Annotated in this window: 17 protein-coding genes, 1 tRNA gene and 4 rRNA genes; 15 read left to right on the plus strand and 7 right to left on the minus strand. The window is 37.3% G+C overall.

Annotated elements, in window-relative coordinates; genetic code table 11:
* Nucleotides 1–14: 14 nt before the first annotated feature.
* From jag to rpmH, 5 genes are read right to left on the minus strand one after another with little or no spacing between them, the layout of a single operon-like run.
* A complete protein-coding gene (gene jag, locus ACZ41W_RS10745; RefSeq protein WP_464311983.1) occupies nucleotides 15–650 on the minus strand; it encodes an RNA-binding cell elongation regulator Jag/EloR in 636 nt (211 codons plus the stop codon).
* Nucleotides 651–652: 2 nt separating this feature from the next.
* Nucleotides 653–1,369 carry a YidC/Oxa1 family membrane protein insertase gene (locus ACZ41W_RS10750; protein WP_464311984.1) on the minus strand — a complete coding sequence of 239 codons (717 nt, stop codon included), beginning with the start codon at nucleotides 1,367–1,369 and terminating at the stop codon, nucleotides 653–655.
* Between the two features lie 18 nt (nucleotides 1,370–1,387).
* Complete coding sequence (gene yidD / locus ACZ41W_RS10755) at nucleotides 1,388–1,597, minus strand: membrane protein insertion efficiency factor YidD (RefSeq protein WP_464311985.1); 210 nt, start codon at nucleotides 1,595–1,597, stop codon at nucleotides 1,388–1,390.
* 11 nt (nucleotides 1,598–1,608) lie between these two features.
* Nucleotides 1,609–1,941, minus strand: a complete 333-nt coding sequence (gene rnpA, locus ACZ41W_RS10760) for a ribonuclease P protein component (protein WP_464311986.1) — start codon at nucleotides 1,939–1,941, stop codon at nucleotides 1,609–1,611.
* Nucleotides 1,942–1,998: 57 nt separating this feature from the next.
* On the minus strand, nucleotides 1,999–2,133 hold the full coding sequence (gene rpmH / locus ACZ41W_RS10765; RefSeq protein WP_464311987.1) for a 50S ribosomal protein L34: 135 nt from the start codon (nucleotides 2,131–2,133) through the stop codon (nucleotides 1,999–2,001).
* 617 nt (nucleotides 2,134–2,750) lie between these two features.
* On the opposite strand from rpmH, the gene dnaA reads away from it, so the two are divergent.
* The 9 genes from dnaA to ACZ41W_RS10810 all read left to right on the plus strand — a co-directional run bounded on the left by dnaA (nucleotide 2,751) and on the right by ACZ41W_RS10810 (nucleotide 13,045).
* Nucleotides 2,751–4,082 (plus strand): chromosomal replication initiator protein DnaA, encoded by a 1,332-nt coding sequence (gene dnaA / locus ACZ41W_RS10770; RefSeq protein WP_464311988.1) that lies wholly within the window; start codon nucleotides 2,751–2,753, stop codon nucleotides 4,080–4,082.
* 221 nt (nucleotides 4,083–4,303) lie between these two features.
* Entirely contained in the window at nucleotides 4,304–5,410 is a 1,107-nt protein-coding gene (gene dnaN / locus ACZ41W_RS10775) for a DNA polymerase III subunit beta (protein ID WP_464311989.1), read from the plus strand.
* Between the two features lie 10 nt (nucleotides 5,411–5,420).
* Entirely contained in the window at nucleotides 5,421–5,663 is a 243-nt protein-coding gene (locus tag ACZ41W_RS10780) for an RNA-binding S4 domain-containing protein (protein ID WP_464311990.1), read from the plus strand.
* 2 nt (nucleotides 5,664–5,665) lie between these two features.
* The gene (recF, locus tag ACZ41W_RS10785) at nucleotides 5,666–6,775 is read left to right on the plus strand and encodes a DNA replication/repair protein RecF (RefSeq protein ID WP_464311991.1); all 1,110 of its coding nucleotides are present in this window, start codon (nucleotides 5,666–5,668) and stop codon (nucleotides 6,773–6,775) included.
* Between the two features lie 10 nt (nucleotides 6,776–6,785).
* On the plus strand, nucleotides 6,786–8,702 hold the full coding sequence (gene gyrB, locus ACZ41W_RS10790) for a DNA topoisomerase (ATP-hydrolyzing) subunit B (RefSeq protein ID WP_464311992.1): 1,917 nt from the start codon (nucleotides 6,786–6,788) through the stop codon (nucleotides 8,700–8,702).
* 93 nt (nucleotides 8,703–8,795) lie between these two features.
* Nucleotides 8,796–11,264, plus strand: coding sequence for a DNA gyrase subunit A (gyrA, locus tag ACZ41W_RS10795; protein ID WP_464314287.1), 2,469 nt, complete (start codon nucleotides 8,796–8,798; stop codon nucleotides 11,262–11,264).
* Between the two features lie 209 nt (nucleotides 11,265–11,473).
* A complete protein-coding gene (locus ACZ41W_RS10800) occupies nucleotides 11,474–11,791 on the plus strand; it encodes an STAS domain-containing protein (protein WP_464311993.1) in 318 nt (105 codons plus the stop codon).
* 21 nt (nucleotides 11,792–11,812) lie between these two features.
* Nucleotides 11,813–12,211, plus strand: a complete 399-nt coding sequence (locus ACZ41W_RS10805; RefSeq protein ID WP_464311994.1) for an ATP-binding protein — start codon at nucleotides 11,813–11,815, stop codon at nucleotides 12,209–12,211.
* 30 nt (nucleotides 12,212–12,241) lie between these two features.
* Nucleotides 12,242–13,045, plus strand: coding sequence for a SigB/SigF/SigG family RNA polymerase sigma factor (locus tag ACZ41W_RS10810; RefSeq protein WP_464311995.1), 804 nt, complete (start codon nucleotides 12,242–12,244; stop codon nucleotides 13,043–13,045).
* A 201-nt stretch (nucleotides 13,046–13,246) separates the two neighbouring features.
* Here the strand turns inward: ACZ41W_RS10810 and trpS are convergent, their stop codons facing one another.
* Nucleotides 13,247–14,233, minus strand: a complete 987-nt coding sequence (trpS, locus tag ACZ41W_RS10815; protein ID WP_464311996.1) for a tryptophan--tRNA ligase — start codon at nucleotides 14,231–14,233, stop codon at nucleotides 13,247–13,249.
* Between the two features lie 903 nt (nucleotides 14,234–15,136).
* On the opposite strand from trpS, the gene ACZ41W_RS10820 reads away from it, so the two are divergent.
* From ACZ41W_RS10820 to rrf, 3 genes are all read left to right on the plus strand, one after another.
* Nucleotides 15,137–16,670: ribosomal RNA gene (locus ACZ41W_RS10820) — 16S ribosomal RNA — on the plus strand.
* Nucleotides 16,671–17,016: 346 nt separating this feature from the next.
* Nucleotides 17,017–19,932: ribosomal RNA gene (locus ACZ41W_RS10825) — 23S ribosomal RNA — on the plus strand.
* A 183-nt stretch (nucleotides 19,933–20,115) separates the two neighbouring features.
* Nucleotides 20,116–20,232, plus strand: a 5S ribosomal RNA gene (gene rrf, locus ACZ41W_RS10830).
* The 16S, 23S and 5S rRNA genes sit together here, the layout of an rRNA operon.
* A gap of 123 nt (nucleotides 20,233–20,355) precedes the next feature.
* Here rrf and ACZ41W_RS10835 read toward each other — a convergent pair.
* Nucleotides 20,356–20,820, minus strand: a complete 465-nt coding sequence (locus ACZ41W_RS10835) for a nucleoside deaminase (protein ID WP_464311997.1) — start codon at nucleotides 20,818–20,820, stop codon at nucleotides 20,356–20,358.
* 171 nt (nucleotides 20,821–20,991) lie between these two features.
* On the opposite strand from ACZ41W_RS10835, the gene ACZ41W_RS10840 reads away from it, so the two are divergent.
* The 3 genes from ACZ41W_RS10840 to ACZ41W_RS10850 all read left to right on the plus strand — a co-directional run bounded on the left by ACZ41W_RS10840 (nucleotide 20,992) and on the right by ACZ41W_RS10850 (nucleotide 24,149).
* Nucleotides 20,992–21,963 carry a 1-aminocyclopropane-1-carboxylate deaminase/D-cysteine desulfhydrase gene (locus ACZ41W_RS10840; protein WP_464311998.1) on the plus strand — a complete coding sequence of 324 codons (972 nt, stop codon included), beginning with the start codon at nucleotides 20,992–20,994 and terminating at the stop codon, nucleotides 21,961–21,963.
* Between the two features lie 366 nt (nucleotides 21,964–22,329).
* A 16S ribosomal RNA gene (locus ACZ41W_RS10845) occupies nucleotides 22,330–23,863 on the plus strand.
* 210 nt (nucleotides 23,864–24,073) lie between these two features.
* Nucleotides 24,074–24,149: transfer RNA gene (locus tag ACZ41W_RS10850), tRNA-Ala, on the plus strand.
* Nucleotides 24,150–24,203: the final 54 nt, after the last annotated feature.

Raw genomic sequence — 24,203 nt, forward strand, 5'->3', positions numbered from 1 at the left:
CTGGGTTATGAGAATTAGCTTGTTTTATTCTTTTTATAATCGTAATAAATAACTACTTTTCTAAATGGTTCATCACCTTCAGATTTCGTACTCACACTTGGATTCGTTTGAAGTGCCGAGTGAATAATACGTCTTTCATATGGATTCATTGGCTCAAGTACGACATTTTTACGAGTTTTCTTAACCTTCATTGCTAATTTATCTGCAAGTGTTTCTAAAGTTTCTTTTCTTTTTGCTCTGTAATTCTCTGTATCTAAAATAACACGATAATATTGTTCTTTTTCTTTATTGACTACCAAACTTACCAAGTATTGTAATGAATCTAAAGTTTGACCACGTTTACCAATGAGTATGGCCATGTCTTCACCCATCATATTAATGTTTAAAGTTTCTTCAACGAGTTCAACCGTTACTTCAGCTTGAATATTCATTTCTTTTAAAATACGTGATAAAAATGATTTTGCAGTTTCTCTAATATCATTTTTCTTTGTTACTCGAATTTTTGTCTCTTTAGCGCCAATTCCTAAAAAACCTTTTGAACCTTCATCTAATACTTCAATTTCTACTTGTTCGCGTGTTGCTTCAAGCTCAATTAATGCAAGTCTCAACGCTTCTTCAACGCTTTTTCCAGATTTTTCAACAAAATTCATTGCTAATTGTCCCCCTTAATCGGTCCTCTCATAATACGTTGTTGTACAATTGTAAAGATATTACCTACTGTCCAATATAACATTAATCCACCTGTAAATGATTTACCCCATACTAAAATCATTACTGGGAAAATGGTTTGCATAATTTTCATTTGTTTGTTCATTGCATCTGATCCACCTGTCGATGGTGTTGACGTCGACATTTGATAATAAGTGAGTACTGCTGAAATAAGCGGCATAAGTCCAGGCATTAATAGCAGCCACTGTGGACCTGTAGAAAAAATATTACTCATTAAGTCAGGCTCTGATAAGTTTTTAATCCATAAAAAGGCATCGTGCGTAGCCGTTTGCAATAATTCAGGATTATTAACAAATACATAAGTTCCAGGTTCTCTCATCGCAGTGAATAATCCAATGATAATTGGGAACTGAATAATTAAAGGTAAACATCCACTTAATGGATTATATTTATGTTCTTTATACAGATCCATTAACATTTGATTTTGCTTTTCTTTGTTATCTTTATATTTTTCTTGAATTTCTTTCATCTTCGGTTGTAATGCCGACATTTGTTTTGTTGATCTAAGCTGCTTAATCGTAAACGGCATTAATAATAACTTCGTTAATAATGTAAAAATGATAATTGAGATACCGTAATCATTTACGACACCATAAATTAATCCTAAAATGTAACCAAAAAATTGAGCAAAAATCGTCAATTGTATATCCTCCTATTTTTATTCTAAAGGATCATATCCACCAGGATGGAACGGATGACACTTAGAAATTCTTTTTATACTGAGCCAACTGCCTTTAAATGCACCATATTTTTCAATGGCCATTAAAGAGTATTGAGAGCAAGTAGGTTGAAATCTACAATTACTTCCCAATAGAGGAGAAATAAACTTTCTATAAAACTTAATGAGTAAAATTAAAATTGTTTTCATATTTTATACACTCATTTTTCTAATATACCCGTCTTCTTAAAAATATACTTAAGCGATCGAGTAATCTCATGATAATCAACCGAGTTTGATCTAACTCTTGCGACAAAAATCAGATCATAGTTACCATTTAACTTAAGTTGAGTCCGAAATGACTCATTCAACAATCGTCGCACTCTGTTTCTAACAACACTATTTCCAACCTTTTTACTAATAGAAAAACCAACGCGTGTATATCCCAATTGATTTGGCATATAGTAAACCACGATATTCTTATCCGCGTAGGATTTTCCTTTCTTATAGACCTTAGAAAACTCTGAAGGCTTCTTTAAATGTTCAAGAGTCATGATGCCTCCATTGCGTTAATTGCAAAAAAAGACCACTGACTGCGGTCTTTTAATCCATTAAGCAGATAATTTCTTTCTACCTCTTCTTCTTCTAGCTTTAATTACGTTTCTGCCTGAACTTGTTTTCATTCTTTTGCGGAAACCATGTTCAACTTTTCTTTGTCTTTTCTTTGGTTGATAAGTTCTTTTCATCTCAGACACCTCCTTACTCACGTTACATATACATATATATAAACATATTTTTTTCACAAGTCTGCTAAAACATTATAACTTGAACACTTTACTCTGTCAAGCGAATGCACAGAACTCATAATTTTAGCTCTAAAATTGAATTTCTACTATATATAGTGCGCTTATTCGCACAAAATTTAATATATAGTATTTATCAACAGCTCGTCAACAGAATTTTTAATTTTTTTGAAATTTATCCACATTTATTTAAAAAAGTTCCCATTTCAAAAGTTATCAACAAAAATTATATTTCGCCTTTTTTGTGGATAAGTTTGAAAAAACATCTAAAATTTGATAAAATGATTTGTACTCACAATTTAACCAACTTGTCGACTAAAAAATGTGGATAACTATAATATGTTGATTGTTTATCATTTTTTTTTTGACTTTTTGAATATTTCACTGTGTATATTGTTGATAAATCAACCGTTTTTCTGTTGATAACTCAATTAACGGATTTTTTATCCACAAAGATACCATCATTTTATACAAGATTTATCATACACAATTTTGATTATATTTATCAACACTTATCGTGTTTTGATGTGGATAAACGGGACTTTATAGGAGGATAAAGCATGGACCAAAATTTAGCCGAAATTTGGGAAGAGGCACGAACTAATATGAAAACGGAGCTCATGCCATTGAGTTTTAGTACATGGATTGAAAATATTGAACCTATCACAATTGAAGGAAATACCATCATTCTTCAAACTTCGGGTAATTTGAATCGCAATATACTTGAGACGCGTTACAATGACTTGATTTCAAATACCATTAAATTTATTACCAATAAAGACTATCTCATTAAATACATCATTCCTGAAGAAAATGTTATCGACAATTCCTCTCAGAAAGATCTTAAGTCAAATGATTTATTTGAAAACACAAATTTGAACCCACGATATGTCTTTAATGAATTTGTCGTAGGTAATAGCAATCGATTTGCACATGCAGCATCACTTGCAGTTGCTGAATCACCTGCAAAATCATACAATCCACTCTTTATTTACGGTGGTGTTGGGCTTGGAAAAACCCACTTAATGCATGCAATTGGTCACTATATTCTTTCGCAAAACAAAAATTCGAAAGTGTATTACGTTTCAAGCGAAAAATTTACCAACGAACTCATTAATTCCATCAAAGATGATAAGAATGAAGAGTTTAGAAATAAGTACCGTACAGTAGACGTTTTACTCGTCGATGATATTCAATTTATTGCGGGTAAGGAAAGAACGCAAGAAGAGTTCTTCCATACTTTTAATGCACTATATGAAGCAAATAAGCAAATTATTGTATCATCAGATCGTCCACCTAAAGAAATTCCAACACTTGAAGATCGTTTAAGATCACGATTTGAATGGGGACTCATCACAGATATTCAGCCACCAGATTATGAAACACGCATCGCGATTTTAAAGAAGAAGTCAGAACGCGATAAAATAGACATTCCTGGTGAAGTATTTGAATTTATTGCGACTAAGATTAAATCAAACATTCGTGAACTCGAAGGTGCTCTCAATCGTGTAGTTGCATATTCAACACTGACAAAACGGGAAGTCGACATATCTTTAGTAAATGAAGCACTCAAAGACATTTTTTCTACGACGCAAGTTAGAAAAATTGATGTAGATTATATAAAATCTACCGTCGCTGAGTATTTTAATATGAAGAAAGATGATTTTGAATCGAAAAAGAGAACGCGTCAAATTGCATATCCGAGACAAGTTGCTATGTATATTACGCGTGAATTAACGGACTTATCTTTACCTAAAATAGGGGAAGAATTTGGCGGTCGAGATCATACAACGGTTATTCATGCTTGTGAAAAAATCAGTTCTGAAATGCTGTCTAATCTTGATTTAAAAAATAAAGTAGATAGTATCATCAAAGAAATCAAAGGTGAGTAACTTTGATGTGATTATGTGTATGAATGATTTGTGGATAACTTTCAAAAAATCTTTTTTATCCCATTGTTGATAACTTGAATTTCTGATCATTTTAATCAACAGTTATTTTCGAATTGTTTCTTAAGCTATTTCAATCGTTTGATAGACATTTCCACATGCTAACAGTGCCTACTACTATTACTATATTTGTTTATATTATTATTTATCTATAGGAGGACTACATGATTTTCAAATGCCAACAACATCAGCTTTCAGCTGCAATTAATATGGTTTCAAAAGCTGTCTCTACTAAAACAACACTTCCTATACTTTCTGGTATTTATTTTGAAGGAAAAAACAATCAGTTAAAAGTGATTGGTAACGACTTAAATTTAAGCATTGAGACTTCAATAGAGGCGAGCATTACTGAAGAAGGATCCGTTGTAATTCCTGCTCGATTATTTTCAGAACTCATCAGAAAACTTCCAAACGAAGAAATTACCTTTATGATCTCTGAAAATTATGTAGTAGATATCCTATGTGGAGATTCAAATTACAAAATCGTTGGATTACCAGGAAATGAATATCCAGAACTTCCAACCATAGACGATCAAAATTCATTTTTAATTGATAAAGAATTATTTGCCAATATGATTCGTCAAACAAGTTTTGCAATTTCTCAAGATGAATCACGTCCTATACTAACAGGTGCTCTTTTAGAAATTGAAAATGGTAAATTTAATATGGTAGCAATTGATGGATTTAGAATGGCAATAAAGCGTGCAATTGTTAAAACGGATATTCATAAAAAAGCCGTTGTACCAGGAAGAACGCTTAATGAAATCAATAAACTGTTATCTCAAACAGAAGGTCAAAATGATCTTAGGATTTCTTTCGATGAGAAACAAGTTTTATTTTCTGCTCAGAACTTAAAAGTTTATTCTAGATTACTTGCTGGAGAATTTATTAATTACAATCAAATACTCCCTAATGAATTCAAATCAACTGTGATTACAGATACGGATCATCTTTTAACGGCAATTGATCGTTCGTTCTTAATGGCAAGAGAAAATAAAAATGTTGCGATAAAACTTGAAATTAAAGATGACAATATTCGAATGACTTCCAATTCAGAAATGGGAAGTTCTACAGAAAAAGTAGCGATTAAGTTAGATGGTCCAGATTTGGAAATTGGATTTAATCCTAAATATTTAATGGATGCTCTTAAGATTATTGATAGCGAAGAAATTCGATTAGAATTTGTCAATAGTATCAGCCCATGTATTATTAAACCAATAGATAGTGACAATTATACGTATCTCGTATTACCATGCCGTATCTCAAAATAATGGAGGCATTATGCAAAAAGTATTTATAGAAACAGAATTTATCAAATTGGATCAATTGTTGAAGTTTGCTGAAGTAGTTGATTCAGGTGGACTAGCAAAATTACTGATTTCTGAAGAATACGTAAAAGTAAACGGAAGAGTATGCACTCAAAGAGGCAAAAAAATTGTTCATGATGATTTAATCGATGTAACGATTCCAACGGAAGATGGTCAATCAGAAGTCGTTATTTTAAAAGTCATTAAGAGGGGTTAATTTTGATAATCAAATCCATCACGCTGAAACATTACAGAAATTACGATCAGATTAAAGTAAATTTTGATCAAAAACTCAATATCATCATTGGTGATAATGCGCAAGGTAAGACGAATCTATTGGAATCTGTCTATGTTTCTAGTTTTGGAAAATCATTTAGAACGACGAAAGATAGTGATTTAGTCAAATTTGATCAACTTTATACGCATGTTAAACTTGTAATTGAACGTGAAAATGGAAGAGAAGAGACCATAGAATATCGAATTAATCAAAAATCTAAAAAAGAATTTTTGATCAATGGTGTGAATATTACTAAGATATCGGAGCTTCTAGGAAATTTGAACATCATTCTTTTTTATCCAGATGATTTAAAATTGATTAAAGAGAGTCCCAATGAGAGAAGACGGTTTTTGAATCGAGAATTGTCTCATATTAGTAAACTATATTGTGCAGATATCATCGAATACAACAAAATTCTTTTTCAAAGAAATGAACTATTAAAGAGAATCCCATACAAACCAGAATTAAAAGAAACACTTGATGTCTGGGATTACCAGTTAAGTGATAAAGGATCTAGAATTATTTTAAGGAGACATCAGTTTATTCAAGACCTGAATCGTATCAGTAATGACATTCATTCTAAAGTTACAAAAGGTCGAGAAATTTTGTCAATTGATTATCAAACTGAGGTTGATGACATTCTATCCTTAGAAGACGTGAAGATAAATCTCATGAATAAAATGAGTAAAAATATGGATCAAGATATTAAACGTGGATTTACTTCTGTAGGTCCTCACAGAGATGATATGGATATTAAAATAAATGGTATGAGTATTAAATCTTATGGATCTCAAGGTCAACAAAGAACAGCAGCACTTTCATTAAAATTATCAGAAATTGAAATTGTTAAAAACGATGTTGGTGAGTATCCTATTTTGCTTCTTGATGATGTCATGAGTGAACTTGATATTAATAGACAGAAAGATTTAATTTACGCACTTAGAAATGTTCAAACCATTATTACAACGACTGATATTAAAAATTTGTTGGATGATTATATCAATGCTTCAAAGATTATTAAAATAAAAAATGGAAGTGTTTTAAACCATTAGGAGGTTATACATGTCTAATCAAGCATATAATGCTGACCAGATACAAGTTTTAGAAGGTCTTGAAGCCGTTAGGAAAAGACCGGGAATGTATATTGGCTCAACCAGTATCAGAGGCTTGCATCATCTTGTCTATGAAATCGTGGATAATAGTATTGACGAAGCATTAGCTGGATATTGTAAGAAAATTACTGTGAGTATAGAACCTGGTAATATTGTGATCGTTGAAGACGATGGTCGCGGTATGCCAATTGATATGCATCAGAAAATGGGAATTCCTGCAGTTGAAGTCATTCATACAGTCCTCCATGCTGGTGGTAAATTTGGTGGCGGAGGCTATAAAGTTTCAGGGGGATTACACGGCGTTGGTGCTTCAGTCGTAAATGCACTCTCAGAAAGTTTTGAAGTCGAAGTTAAACGAGATGGCAAAATTCATAAAATAGGTTTTGAACGTGGTATGACTTGCGAGAAATTACATGTCATCGGTGAACTTGAACATGATAAAATTACGGGAACAAAAACTACTTTTAAGGCAGATCACCTAATTTTTGAAACCCTCGAATATGATTTTTCAACTTTAGAGTCTAGAATAAGAGAGTTAGCTTTCTTAAATAAAGGCATTGAAATCATTATTTCGGATAACAGAGAAGGTAGTAAAAAATCATCTCGATTCTTTTACGAAGGTGGTATCAAAGAGTTTGTTCAATATTTGAATGCCAACAGAACACCGATTCACGATGATGTTGTCTATTCTGAACAAATCAACAAAGAAAATACAGTAGAAATTGCTTTTCAGTATACAGATGGCTATTCTGAAAACATCTTTACATTTGCCAATAACATCAGTACACATGAAGGTGGAACGCATTTAGTCGGATTTAGATCAGCGCTTACAAGACTTATCAATGATTATGGTCGTAAAAAAGGCATTATCAAAGAAAAAGATGAAAATTTAACAGGTGAAGATGTTCGTGAGGGCATGACTGCTATTATTTCTGTTAAGTTAGAAGAACCACAATTTGAAGGCCAGACAAAAACTAAACTTGGAAATAGTGAGATCCGTGCTATTGTAGAATCTGCTGCATCTGAAATGCTTGAAAGTTATTTGGAAGAAAATCCAAATCAAGCGAAAATTATCATCGATAAGTGTTTAACTTCTGCAAAAGCACGAGAAGCTGCACGTAAGGCGAGAGAACTTACAAGACGAAAAGGTGCACTCGATGGTTTAACATTGCCTGGTAAATTAGCAGATTGCTCAGAAAAAGATCCTTCAAAATGTGAAATTTTCATCGTCGAAGGGGATTCCGCTGGTGGCTCTGCAAAATTAGGAAGAGATCGAAATATTCAAGCCATTTTACCTTTAAGAGGTAAAATCATGAATGTTGAAAAGGCGAATTTTTCAAAAGTGTTTAGTTCAACAGAAATTCGTGCAATGATTACAGCATTTGGCTGTGGGATAGGCGATGAGTTTGATGTGACGAAGTTGCGTTATGATAAAATCTTTATCATGACCGATGCCGACGTCGATGGCGCGCATATTCGAACGCTTTTATTAACATTCTTCTTTAGATTTATGCGTCCATTAATAGAACAAGGACATGTATATGCTGCAATTCCACCACTTTATAAAGTGAAAAAAGGGAAAAGTATTTATTATTTATATTCTGATAAAGAATTAAATAATTTAATGAATGAAATTGGAAGACAAGGCGTTTCTATTCAGAGATACAAAGGTCTTGGTGAAATGAATGCAGAGCAGCTCTGGTCAACTACAATGGATCCATCTGTTCGAACTATTATGAAAGTTACGATGGATGATGCAGTTGAAGCAGATATGATTTTTTCAACTTTAATGGGTGAAAAAGTAGAACCTCGTAGAGAATTCATTGAACTCAATGCAAAATATGTTAAAAATATTGATACTTATTAGGAGGAATAAAGAGTGAGTGATGATCAAAAAGAATTAGATGATGACATTTTAGAGCCATCCTACGAAGATTCTTCAGATGATGTCAATGAAACAATGAACCTCAATCAAACGATTTTGTTGGTTGATGTTATGGATGAAATGAAAAAATCTTATATGGACTATGCCATGAGTGTTATCGTCAGTCGTGCACTTCCGGACGTAAGAGATGGTTTAAAGCCAGTTCATAGAAGAATATTATATGCCATGAGTGAACTCAATTTTACGCATGAAAAGCAACATAGAAAATCAGCACGTATCGTCGGTGAGGTTATGGGTAAGTACCATCCACATGGTGACTCCTCAATTTATGGTGCACTCGTTAGATTTGCCCAAGATTTTTCCATGAGATATACTTTAATTGATGGTCATGGTAACTTCGGTTCAATCGATGGAGATGGCGCAGCGGCCATGCGTTATACGGAAGCAAGAATGACGCGTTTATCTGGAGAGCTTTTAAGAGATATCGATAAAGAAACAGTTGATTTCGTTCCAAACTTTGATGAAACTGAAAAAGAACCAGTGGTACTTCCAAGTCGTTTTCCAAATTTATTGGTCAATGGTTCAAATGGAATTGCTGTTGGTATGGCAACTTCGATCCCTCCTCATAACTTAGGGGAAATTATTGATGGTACAATTAAATTAATTGATAATCCAGATACAGATATTTATGAATTAATGGAATGCGTAAAAGGTCCGGATTTTCCAACAGCTGCTGAAATCATGGGCATTGAAGGCATTAAACGCGCATATAAAACAGGGCGTGGAAAAGTCATTTTAAGATCTAAAGCAGAAATTGAAGAGATGAAAAATGGCAAAACTCGAATTATCGTGACTGAAATTCCATTCCAAGTCAATAAATCGAAGATGATTGAAGGCATTGCAGAACTCGTTAAAAATAAGCGAATCGAAGGCATCACTGATTTAAGAGATGAAAGTAATCGAAACGGCATTCGAATCGTCATTGAGCTTAGAAAAGATGTCAATGCGAATATCATGCTCAATCAGCTATATAAAAACAGTCAACTTCAAACGACGTTTAGTATTATCATGCTTGCTCTTCTAGATGGCGAGCCAAAAGTATTGAACTTAAAAGAAATGCTTTCAGCTTATATCAATCATCAACGCATCGTTGAAAAACGAAGAGTTACTTATGATTTGAAAAAAGCGAGAGAAAGAGCACATATTTTAGAAGGTCTTAGAATCGCCATCGATAATATCGATGAAATTATAAAAATTATTAGAAGTGCTTATAATGACGCTGAACAACAATTGATGAATCGTTTTGAGTTATCTGAAATTCAAGCCAAAGCCATTGTAGACATGCGTCTTAGAAGACTTCAGGGACTCGAAAGAGAAAAAATTGAAAATGAATATCAAGAGCTTCTAAAGCTAATTGATTATCTCAACGAGTTATTGGCAAATGACGCCATGTTGATGAATATCATAAAAGAAGATTTACTTCGAATTAAAAAATCTTATAATGATGAACGACGCACAGAAATCAGCATGAATCCAGATGAAATTGATTATGAAGATTTAATTGAACAAGATGAAGTCATCATTACATTAACACATGCAGGATACATTAAACGCGTATCAGCTGGCGAGTATGTTTCGCAAAAAAGAGGCGGAAGAGGTAAGACGGGACTTTCAACGAGGGAAGAAGATTTTGTGAAGCATATTTTCACAACATCTACCCATGACTATCTATTGTTCTTCACAAATTTTGGAAAAGTATATCGCTTAAAAGCGTACATGATACCAGATGCATCACGTATCTCTAAAGGAACGGCAATTGTGAATTTATTGCCTCTTGAGCCAAATGAAAAAATTAATGCAGTTCTACCAGTGAAAGATTTTGGCGAGGGATATTTAACACTTTGTACGAAGTATGGGGTTATTAAAAAGACGACTTTGGATCAATTTGATACATCTCGTAAATCGGGTCTCATTGCAATTAATCTGAAAGATGGAGATGAGTTGATATCTGTTCGTAGAACATACGGAAATGACGATTTAATTATTGTCACGACGAAAGGTAAAGCAATTCGATTCCATGAAGATGATGTACGTTCAATGGGAAGAATGGCTACTGGTGTTCGCGCGATCAATTTAACAGGTAAAGACTATATCGTCGAGATGGAAGTTGTAAAAGATGAATCAAAATTATTGGTTGTATCCGAAAACGGCTATGGAAAAAGAACACCACTCACTGAATATAAAGCGCAATCAAGAGGTGGAAAAGGCATTATCACCTACAACATTAGTGGCAAAACGGGTGATGTCGTGGGTGCAATGGTGGTTGAAGATAGCGATGATTTGATGATTATCAACGATGGTGGTGTATTAATTAGAATCAAAGTAGATGAAATTTCAGTCACAGGAAGAATCACATCGGGTGTGAAAGTCATGAGAGTCGATGATACGACAAAAATTGTTTCTATCGCGAGACTATCTGAAACAGACGATGATATTGCTGAAGAAGCAGAAGTGACTGAAGAATTAGTCAATTCAGTTGAATAATGATCAACGTATAAAGATGATTTTTATCACAAAAAAATAGTATTAAAAAAATAACAAACAAGCTAAATAGATATAAGGAAATTGGTTTTTAATAAAATATTTTGAAAATTCAATTTCCTTTTTCAAATTTTTTAGCTTTTTTTTCAAATTAGTGTATAATAAATTAAAGAAACCTATGTCTGAGTAAAATAACCAAAGGGGGATTGTAAATGTCTTTAAGATTAAATACAAATTACAACGAATCTGTTAAAAGTTGGGAAGTTGAATTAATAGGAGAAGTCGATATTAATTCTAAAGCCATTTTAAAAGAAGAGTTAATTCAATTAAATGAAAAAAAACAATCAGATTTTATCTTTAAGTGTGAAAACCTTGAATATATTGACAGCACTGGGTTAGGTGTATTAATTAGCTTTTATAAAAACGTAAAAATCAATAATAATACAGTTCATTTTGAAAAACTCAAACCAAGTATTTTAAAAATATTTACATTAACTGGACTCGATAGAATATTCTCTATACGTAATTAATAGTAAAGGTGGACTAACATAATGAGGGAATCAATTAATATGTCATTGCCAAGTAAACCTGAATATGTCAGTGTTGCAAGACTGACCGCTTCATTTGTTGCCAATCAAATGGGATTTGATATCGAGACAATTGAAGATATAAAGTTGGCAGTTGGTGAAGCATGTAATAATGCAATTATTCATTCAGGAACGACGGATACGTATCAACTGGAATTTATAAAAGAACTCGATAATTTAAAAATTGAAATCGTTGACTCAGGAAAAGGTTTTAGTATGGATCAATACAAAAAACCAAACGCTGAAGATTTACAAGAAAACGGCCTTGGACTTTTTATAATTAAATCTTTAATGGATACAGTGGAAATTGAAACAAGTGAAGGTTGTGGTACAAAAATTATAATGAGTAAGATCGTTGAATAAATGTTCTTCTTCGGTTAGGGGATGATGTTCATGAAAAGAAAGCAAGTAGACATAAAGAGTGATGATTCACTAAACAATGAATTTTTAGCACTTGGAACAAAAGAATTATTTTGTCTATATAAAAATAATAGAGATATTGCCATTCGAAATGAACTCATAAAACGTCATATGTATATCACAGAAATCTTGGCTAAGAAATATATCAACAAAGGTATTGAATATGAAGATATTTTTCAAGTTGCTTCGCTTGGGTTAATTTATGCCATTGAGAGATATGATATAGATAGAGGGTTTGAATTTTCGAGTTTTGCAACACCAACCATTATTGGAGAAATTAAAAAGTATTTTAGAGATAAAGGTTGGTCTGTAAGAGTACCAAGAAGAATTCAAGAGTTGTCCAAGAAAATCAATCAAGCAAAATCAAAACTTCAACAAGATTTGCAGCGCATTCCAAAGGTTAGTGATATTGCAGAGTATTTAAATGTCACTGAAGAGGAAGTGATTGAAGCGATGGAAGCTTCACAAGTCTATACACCGAAGTCTCTTGATTTAACTTATGATGCATCAGGAGATGATAAAGACATTCAGCTTCAAGATATCATTGGACGAGACGATAAATATTTTGATATTATCGAGAATCGAGATTTCATCAATATGTGTCTCAAAAAATTGAACGAGGTTGAGATTAAAATAGTCAATGATCGATTTTTTGAAAACAAAACTCAGATACAAGTGGCTGATGAACTCAACGTGTCTCAGATGACTGTGTCGAGGATGGAAAAGAAAATCATTAAAAAGTTTAGAAAAGAATTACTTAAACTGAATGAAATATAATAATAGGCGCTTCGAGAATCCTCGGAAGCGCCTAATTTTTTATCTTTGAAAATTGTATAATTATTTTTCAGTGCGAAAAGCCTGAATCATTAAATATAAAATGGTTTAATCACGCTATTTTAATGATAGAGATTCAAACAAAAAATCATTTAAGAATGGATGTATGAATATCTTAATGCGTGAATGTACATTTAATATTCACTAAAAAGTAATAAATCCAACGGCTTTTTTTACGCGATCAAGGACTTCTTGAGATATTTCTTCAGCTCTTTCACGTCCTTTTTTGAGAACATCATATACAATTCCATCCGCCATGATGCGATTGAATTCAGATTGAACGTCATGAATTTCTGCATTTACCACTTCAACGAGTTCTTTCTTTAAAGTACCATATCCGCATCCAGCCAATTTTGCCTCTAATTCAGAGATAGAATATGGAGAAAATTGCGAGTAAATCGTTAATAAATTACTTACACCAGGTTTATTTGCCAAATCATAACGAATTTCAGTTTCCGAATCAGTTGTTGCACGCATAATAGACTTTTTAACATGTGCTTCTGAATCCAATAAAGTAATTTTTGAAAATTCATTTGGATTACTTTTACTCATTTTTGAGAGTGGATCATCCAACGACATGATTCTCGCACCATCTTCCATTTTAGCAATCAATGGATCCGGTACTACAAATGTATCTCCAAATCTATTATTGAAGCGAATTGCAATATCACGAGTTAATTCAAGATGTTGTTTCTGGTCATTTCCTACAGGAACAAAATTTGTATCATAAAGTAAAATATCAGATGCCATGAGAACGGGATAAGTAAATAATCCTGTTGTCACAATATCCTTTCCAGCAGATTTGTCCTTAAATTGTGTCATACGACTGAGTTCACCCATGTATGAAAAGCAATTCAAAATCCATGCCAATTCTGCATGAGCAGAAACTTGGGATTGAATGAACAAAGTAATTTTACTTGGATCAAGACCGATTGCAAGATAGAGTGCAGCGAGTTCAATGGTACTTTTTTTAAGTTTTTCTGGATCTTGTGGCACTGTAATTGAGTGCATATCTACAACACAATAGATACAATCTTTGTCATCTTGTTGTTTAACAAAATTTTTCATTGTGATGTAATTGCCAAGATGTATTTGTCCAGTAGGCTGAACACCTGAAAAAACACGTTTCATGTTACCTCCATATTTAATAAGCGCGATGACCATCTTCAGTATGATGGATCATAAGCTTAATTTGTGAATCAAATTTCAAAATGACACATCGTCGTATAAATAAATCATTTGAATTTCAAATAAATCAATTGACAATGATATGTCATATTTTATCACAATAAACCTTTTAATTACAATGTAATTGAGTCATTTAAGCATATAAAAAACTTGATATTATGAGGCATACTGTTACTTTTTCTACTTATCTATAAGTCCAAATAAAGGATTCATCTATTATTATTCTATATAAAAGATTCATTTATTTTAAGTCCATATAAAAGATTCATCTATTATTAGTCCAAATAAAAGATTCATCTATTATTAGTCCATAAAAGTATTCATATAAATCCAAATAGGGATTCAAATTTTCTATTGATTTAATAGAGTGAATATTGACAATAAACAAAACAATTACAAAGGGTTAATGATATATTTGTTCAAATGGTGTTGACTTATATAAGCACCTTAGTGTAAGATTATCAAGTCGCTTGTTGAGAGAATTTAGCAAAACAATTGAAATTAAAAAAATGAAATTAATTGTTGACATGAACTTACAAGTATGATATTCTATTATAGCTGTCACCGATAATTATATTGAATACGAGATGAAAAATGTTCCTTGAAAAAGGCGCAAATGGATTGTATTGGACAGTCATCAACCAGGACCTTGAAAATTGAATAGCGCAAATGAAAAAAACCAAAAAACGCAATTCTTTTGAAGAGTCGAGTTAAAGCAATTTAATGAGACGCTCCAAAGAAAAGTATAAAAACAACTAAACAGTTGTTTCCGGATAAACTTTGCAAGAAGTTTATACAAAAAAGCAAGTTAGCTCATTTATGAGATAACAGGCAAACTTTAAAATTAATTTTAAGAGTTTGATCCTGGCTCAGGATGAACGCTGGCGGCGTGCCTAACACATGCAAGTCGAGCGAGATTAAGTGGAGTGAGGACTTCGGTCCAAGTGAAGCTTATGAAAGCGGCGGACGGGTGAGTAACGCGTGGGCAACCTGCCCCATACAAAGGGATAGCCACTGGAAACGGTGATTAATACCTTATAAGTCGGTAGCATCGCATGATATAGTCGACAAAGATTTATCGGTATGGGATGGGCCCGCGTCTGATTAGCTAGTTGGTGAGGTAACGGCTCACCAAGGCGACGATCAGTAGCCGACCTGAGAGGGTGATCGGCCACACTGGAACTGAGACACGGTCCAGACTCCTACGGGAGGCAGCAGTGGGGAATATTGCACAATGGGCGCAAGCCTGATGCAGCAACGCCGCGTGAGTGAAGAAGGCCTTCGGGTTGTAAAACTCTGTCCTATGGGAAGAAACAAATGACGGTACCATAGGAGGAAGCCCCGGCTAACTACGTGCCAGCAGCCGCGGTAATACGTAGGGGGCAAGCGTTATCCGGAATCACTGGGCGTAAAGGGTGCGTAGGTGGCTTATCAAGCCAGAGGTGAAAGGCATTGGCTCAACCAATGTAAGCCTTTGGAACTGATTAGCTTGAGTGCAGGAGAGGTAAGTGGAATTCCTAGTGTAGAGGTGAAATTCGTAGATATTAGGAGGAACACCAGTGGCGAAGGCGACTTACTGGACTGTAACTGACACTGAGGCACGAAAGCGTGGGTAGCGAACAGGATTAGATACCCTGGTAGTCCACGCCGTAAACGATGAATACTAGGTGTCGGGTGTCAAAGCTCGGTGCCGCAGCAAACGCATTAAGTATTCCGCCTGGGGAGTACGCACGCAAGTGTGAAACTCAAAGGAATTGACGGGGACCCGCACAAGCAGCGGAGCATGTGGTTTAATTCGAAGCAACGCGAAGAACCTTACCAGATCTTGACATCTCTCTGACCGATCCTTAGCCGGATCTTTCCTTCGGGACAGAGAAGACAGGTGGTGCATGGTTGTCGTCAGCTCGTGTCGTGAGATGTTGGGTTAAGTCCCGCAACGAGCGCAACCCTTGTGTTTAGTTGCAAACAGGTTAAGCTGTGCACTCTAAACAGACTGCCGTGGATAACACGGAGGAAGGTGGGGATGACGTCAAATCATCATGCCCCTTATGATCTGGGCTACACACGTGCTACAATGGTCGGTACAACGGGCAGCGAAAGAGCAATCTGGAGCGAATCCTAAAAAGCCGATCCCAGTTCGGATTGTGGGCTGAAACTCGCCCACATGAAGTTGGAGTTGCTAGTAATCGCGAATCAGAATGTCGCGGTGAATGCGTTCCCGGGTCTTGTACACACCGCCCGTCACACCATGGAAGTTGGGGGCGCCCGAAGCCAGTGGTCCAACCCGTAAGGGAGGAAGCTGTCGAAGGTGAAATCAATGACTGGGGTGAAGTCGTAACAAGGTAGCCGTATCGGAAGGTGCGGCTGGATCACCTCCTTTCTAAGGAGAAATAGACATTTGCGCTGTTCAATTTTGAGGGTCTTGTAGAGATACAGGAACTTCAAAAGAAGAAAGCAAAGTAAGTAACTGCTAGATGGAAACATCAAGCAAGTAACCACCCAAATTTTCCTTGAAAATTCGTTCGTTACAAGTTACGGCGATTTCATCGCTAAAAGCTTCGCTTTTTAAAACTTAACTTCGTTAAGTTTAATCGTACCTTGAAAATTGCATATAGAGAAGACATGAAAAAAGTGTAAAAAAAGATCGAATGATGACACAGTAAGTCACAACGCTCTAGAAACTAACGTTTCTCACGAGCGCATGATGACACTACGTGCCACATGTAGGTCAAGTTAATAAGAGCATAGGGCGAATGCCTTGGCACTAGGAGCCGAAGAAGGACGTGGTAAGCTGCGAAAAGCTACGGGGAGCTGCAAGCAAGTGTAGATCCGTAGATGTCCGAATGGGGAAACCCGGCTGGAGTAATGTCCAGTCATCCATAGCTGAATACATAGGCTATAGGAAGGGAACTCGGGGAACTGAAACATCTAAGTACCCGAAGGAAGAGAAAACAAAAGTGATTTCCAGAGTAGTGGCGAGCGAAATGGAAAGAGCCCAAACCTGAGTCTTCGGACGAAGGGGTGTGGACAGTCAATAAAGCAAAGCTGTATCTTAGCAGAACTACTTGGGAAAGTAGGCCGAAGAGTGTGAGAGCCACGTAAGCGAAAAGAGAAGGTATGCGAGACTGATCCGGAGTACCACGAAACACGAGAAATTTTGTGGGAAGCAGGCAGGACCATCTGCCAAGGCTAAATACTACCTAGTGACCGATAGAGAATAGTACCGTGAGGGAAAGGTGAAAAGAACCCCGAGAGGGGAGTGAAAAGAACCTGAAACCCTATGTTTACAAGCAATGGAAGTTCGTTAAAGAACGACCATGTACTTTTTGTAGAACGGGCCAACGAGTTACGTTATGCAGCAAGGTTAAGTTCTTCAGGAACGGAGCCGCAGCGAAAGCGAGTCTGAAAAGGGCGAAATAGTTGTATGGCGTAGACCCGAAACCGGGTGACCTATCCATGTGCAGGGTGAAGCGAGGGTAAAACCTCTTGGAGGCCCGAACCCATATCTGTTGAAAAAGGTTGGGATGACATGTGGATAGCGGAGAAATTCCAATCGAACCCGGAGATAGCTGGTTCTCCTCGAAATAGCTTTAGGGCTAGCCTTGAGGTAAAGAGATACGGGGGTAGAGCACTGAATGACCTAGGGGCTTTCACCGGCTACCGAAGTCTATCAAACTCCGAATACCGATATCTTATACTCAGGAGTCAGACTGTGTGTGATAAGATTCATAGTCAAAAGGGAAACAGCCCAGACCATCAGCTAAGGTCCCAAAATGTAAGTTAAGTGGAAAAGGATGTGGAATTGCACAGACAACTAGGATGTTGGCTTAGAAGCAGCCATACATTTAAAGAGTGCGTAATAGCTCACTAGTCGAGTGATTCTGCGCCGAAGATTACCGGGGCTAAAACTTACTACCGAAGCTATGGAATTGCTTAGGCAATTGGTAGAGGAGCATTGTATATGGGGCGAAGCAAGATCGTAAGGACTTGTGGACTGTATAGAAGAGAGAATGTTGGCATGAGTAACGAGAGACGGGTGAGAATCCCGTCCGCCGAAAACCCAAGGTTTCCTGAGGAAGGTTCGTCCGCTCAGGGTAAGTCAGGGCCTAAGCCGAGGACGAAAGTCGTAGGCGATGGACAACAGGTAAAGATTCCTGTACCACCGAGAACCGTTTGAGAGAGGGAATGACACAGGAGGTTATGCTAAGCGCACGATTGGTTGAGTGCGTCCAAGCAACGAGTCTGAGAGGTAGGCAAATCCGCCTCTTGTAAGGGTGAGTTGTGATGGGGAGTGAAAATAGTAGCGAAGTAGCAGATATCACACTGTCAAGAAAAGTTTCTATCGAGGGAGCAGGTGCCTGTACCGTAAACCGACACAGGTGGGAGAGTAGAAAATACTAAGGCGAGCGAGAAAACTATTGTTAAGGAACTCGGCAAAATGACCCCGTAACTTCGGGAGAAGGGGTGCCGACTCAGGTTCAGAGCTAGAGTCGGCCGCAGAGGATAGGTCCAAGCGACTGTTTACCAAAAACACAGGTCTCTGCTAAATCGAAAGATGATGTATAGGGGCTGACGCCTGCCCGGTGCTGGAAGGTTAAGGGGAAGTGTTAGAGCAATCGAAGCACAGAACTGAAGCCCCAGTAAACGGCGGCCGTAACTATAACGGTCCTAAGGTAGCGAAATTCCTTGTCGGGTAAGTTCCGACCCGCACGAAAGGCGTAACGATTTGGACGCTGTCTCAACAATAGACTCGGTGAAATTGTAGTACCGGTAAAGATGCCGGTTACCCGCAGCTAGACGGAAAGACCCCGTGGAGCTTTACTGCAGCTTGGCACTGGATAATGGTATATCATGTACAGGATAGGTGGGAGACTGAGAAGTTAGGACGCTAGTCTTAGCGGAGTCGCCGTTGGGATACCACTCTTGATATAACGTTATTCTAACTATGACCAGTTACCCTGGTTTAGGACAATGTCAGGTGGGCAGTTTGACTGGGGCGGTCGCCTCCTAAAGAGTAACGGAGGCGCCTAAAGGTTCCCTCAGCGCGGTTGGAAATCGCGCGAAGAGTGTAAAGGCAAAAGGGAGCTTGACTGCGAGAGAGACATTTCGAGCAGGTACGAAAGTAGAGCTTAGTGATCCGGTGGCACCGCATGGAAGGGCCATCGCTCAACGGATAAAAGCTACCCCGGGGATAACAGGCTTATCTCCCCCAAGAGTCCACATCGACGGGGAGGTTTGGCACCTCGATGTCGGCTCGTCTCATCCTGGGGCTGAAGTAGGTCCCAAGGGTTGGGCTGTTCGCCCATTAAAGAGGCACGCGAGCTGGGTTCAGAACGTCGTGAGACAGTTCGGTCCCTATCTGCTGTGGGCGTAGGAAATTTGAGAGGAGCTGTCCTTAGTACGAGAGGACCGGGATGGACGAACCGCTGGTGGATCAGTTGTCATGCCAATGGCACAGCTGAGTAGCTAAGTTCGGACGGGATAAGCGCTGAAGGCATCTAAGCGCGAAGCCCCCCTCAAGATGAGATTTCCCATCCAGAAATGGAGTAAGATCCCATGAAGATAATGTGGTAATAGGCCTGAGGTGTAAGTGCAGTAATGCATTCAGCTGACAGGTACTAATAGATCGAGGACTTGACCTAACGATCCAAACACTTTTGAATGAACCTCTATATGTGATTTTCAGGGTCTGATGACCTAAGGTATAATAACCTTGTGCCTAGTCAGTTTTTCTACGAAAAACCGACCTACGGCAAATTTTACTACGTGCCTAGTCAATTTGCTTCGCAAACCGACCTACGGCTGAAATTGTAAACAATTTCATATCTAGTGATGATGGCGGAGGGGAAACACCTGTTCCCATACCGAACACAGAAGTAAAGTCCTCCAGCGTCGATGGTACTTGGCGGGTAGCTGCCTGGGAGAGTAGAACGTCGCTAGTTTTAAAAAAGTTCTTGATTGATTTCAAGAACTTTTTTTATTGCTTTTTTTGAATTTATATTCTAAACACTTAAGTCATAACTCGAAAACACACTTATAATAAGTCTTATAAACTAAATATTCTACTAATAATGTGTTTTCTCAGAATCCTCATCATATATTTTAAACGCATGTAAACACTCTGCAGAATTCATTTGTTGTAAGTTAATTGTGTATAAATCAGTATTACCAGCGAGCATTTCATACAGAATTGCATCATCGAAACCTATCTGAGAAGCGTCTTGACGCGTTGCACCATAATATACAGTTCCAATTCTAGCCCAATGTATTGCACTAAAACACATTGGACAGGGTTCACAAGTCGTATAGAGAACACAATCAGACAAATCAAATGAATTTAATATACGTGAAGCTTCTCTAATAGCAACAATTTCAGCATGTGCAGTTGGATCTTTTGTAGATATAACTTTATTATGCCCTTTTGAAATGACAACATCATTTCTGACGATTACCGCACCAAATGGACCCCCATCATGTAATTTAATACCTTTTAATGCCTCTTCAACTGCAAGTTTCATATATATATTCATAAGCAATCTCCTCGTAAACGTAGCATATTCTAAATGATTATTACCCAAATTAGAGTGATTCAATAAAAATTGTAAATTGATTGATACTATCTAATGAATAGAGAATAGTTTAAAATAGATTTAAATATGATTGATGGAGGAGTTACAAGTTTGTAACGTACGAATAGTATGATGGAAAAAATAAGTTTAGCTCAATTAAACACACCAATTACAAAATTAGAGTATATTTCCAAAGAACTCGGCGTGAACATATATATGAAGCACGATGAATTGACAGGATTGGAACTATCGGGAAATAAAGTTAGAAAATTAGAGTATTCTATTAAAGAAGCGCTTGATCAAAATTCGGATGTTATTATTACATGCGGTGCTTTGCAATCAAATCACGCTCGTGCAACCGCTATCGCTGCGAGAAGATGTGGACTTGATGTACATTTAGTGCTTAAAAAAAGTAATAAAATGAAATATATAGGCAATCATTTAATAGATATTATTGCAGGTGCAAATATCACATATGTAGATGATGAAGAGTTTATAAAACATGAAACAATCATGAATGATATAAAAGAAGACTATAATAGAAAAGGAAAAATAGCCTATATCATTCCTTTAGGTGCTTCAAATGGTGTAGGAACACTTGGATACTTGGAAGCATATAATGAAATCACGACATTTGAAAGTTCAAAAAATGTCGAATTTGATACAATAGTATGTGCAATTGGATCAGGAGGAACGTACTCTGGGTTATTACTCGGGAATCATTTAAATAATAAAGATAAGCGTATTATTGGATATAGTGTTGGTGGTAGTAGTGAGTATTTTCAAGTTAGAGTCAACAAAATCATACTTGAAACAATCAATTTATTGGGAATTCAATTAGTGATGGAACCCACATGGGGGCATCACTTAATAGTTGATAAATTTCAGGGATTGGGTTATGCGGTAACTACGAAAAAAGAGATAGACTTTATTAAGTATATTGCAAAGTATGAAGGCATCATACTGGATCCTGTATATACAGGTAAAGCTTTTTATGGATTATATCAGCAAATAAAACGTGGAGAGTTGAATCAATGTGAGAATATTTTGTTTATTCATACGGGCGGGATATTTGGAATTAATGACTTTGACATGATCACATAGATTGTATATTTTGTGCTATATATTAATCCTAATACTATATATAGTGATTGTAAAAAAAACAAAAAAAGTTTCGGAATAAGCGTTGACAAGGTTATTTATCACTGGTATACTGTAAAAGTTGTCGGCGGTAATGACGAAACAAATAGAACCAATGACATCAAACAGGACCTTGAAAATTGAATAGCGCAAATGAAAAAAACCAAAAACGCAATTCTTTTGAAGAGTCGAGTTAGAGCAATTTAATGAGACACTCCAAAGAAAAGTATAAAAACAACTAAACAGTTGTTTCCGGATAAACTTTGCAAGAAGTTTATACAAAAAAAGCAAGTTAGCTCATTTATGAGATAACAGGCAAACTTTAAAATTAATTTTAAGAGTTTGATCCTGGCTCAGGATGAACGCTGGCGGCGTGCCTAACACATGCAAGTCGAGCGAGATTAAGTGGAGTGAGGACTTCGGTCCAAGTGAAGTTTATGAAAGCGGCGGACGGGTGAGTAACGCGTGGGCAACCTGCCCCATACAAAGGGATAGCCACTGGAAACGGTGATTAATACCTTATAAGTCGGTAGCATCGCATGATATAGTCGACAAAGATTTATCGGTATGGGATGGGCCCGCGTCTGATTAGCTAGTTGGTGAGGTAACGGCTCACCAAGGCGACGATCAGTAGCCGACCTGAGAGGGTGATCGGCCACACTGGAACTGAGACACGGTCCAGACTCCTACGGGAGGCAGCAGTGGGGAATATTGCACAATGGGCGCAAGCCTGATGCAGCAACGCCGCGTGAGTGAAGAAGGCCTTCGGGTTGTAAAACTCTGTCCTATGGGAAGAAACAAATGACGGTACCATAGGAGGAAGCCCCGGCTAACTACGTGCCAGCAGCCGCGGTAATACGTAGGGGGCAAGCGTTATCCGGAATCACTGGGCGTAAAGGGTGCGTAGGTGGCTTATCAAGCCAGAGGTGAAAGGCATTGGCTCAACCAATGTAAGCCTTTGGAACTGATTAGCTTGAGTGCAGGAGAGGTAAGTGGAATTCCTAGTGTAGAGGTGAAATTCGTAGATATTAGGAGGAACACCAGTGGCGAAGGCGACTTACTGGACTGTAACTGACACTGAGGCACGAAAGCGTGGGTAGCGAACAGGATTAGATACCCTGGTAGTCCACGCCGTAAACGATGAATACTAGGTGTCGGGTGTCAAAGCTCGGTGCCGCAGCAAACGCATTAAGTATTCCGCCTGGGGAGTACGCACGCAAGTGTGAAACTCAAAGGAATTGACGGGGACCCGCACAAGCAGCGGAGCATGTGGTTTAATTCGAAGCAACGCGAAGAACCTTACCAGATCTTGACATCTCTCTGACCGATCCTTAGCCGGATCTTTCCTTCGGGACAGAGAAGACAGGTGGTGCATGGTTGTCGTCAGCTCGTGTCGTGAGATGTTGGGTTAAGTCCCGCAACGAGCGCAACCCTTGTGTTTAGTTGCAAACAGGTTAAGCTGTGCACTCTAAACAGACTGCCGTGGATAACACGGAGGAAGGTGGGGATGACGTCAAATCATCATGCCCCTTATGATCTGGGCTACACACGTGCTACAATGGTCGGTACAACGGGCAGCGAAAGAGCAATCTGGAGCGAATCCTAAAAAGCCGATCCCAGTTCGGATTGTGGGCTGAAACTCGCCCACATGAAGTTGGAGTTGCTAGTAATCGCGAATCAGAATGTCGCGGTGAATGCGTTCCCGGGTCTTGTACACACCGCCCGTCACACCATGGAAGTTGGGGGCGCCCGAAGCCAGTGGTCCAACCCGTAAGGGAGGAAGCTGTCGAAGGTGAAATCAATGACTGGGGTGAAGTCGTAACAAGGTAGCCGTATCGGAAGGTGCGGCTGGATCACCTCCTTTCTAAGGAGAAATAGACATTTGCGCTGTTCAATTTTGAGGGTCTTGTGACTGCTTAAAGATAAGAGATTATCAAAGAGTGGAAATAAGAACTTCATAAATGAATAGAAAACGATGGTTCACATAAAGAGCCGAAAGTGTGTGAGGATAAGCCCTCCTGGAAACTACGTTTCCCACGTCGGGTTCGATAAAATGTGAAACATTTTATCTCATGGGGGTTTAGCTCAGCTGGGAGAGCACCTGCCTTGCACGCAGGGGGTCAAGAGTTCGAATCTCTTAATCTCCACCATGAATCACATGTCTTTAAAGGATATGTGATTAAAAAATCGTACCTTGAAAATTG

It is taken from the genome of Fusibacter fontis (assembly GCF_055378735.1).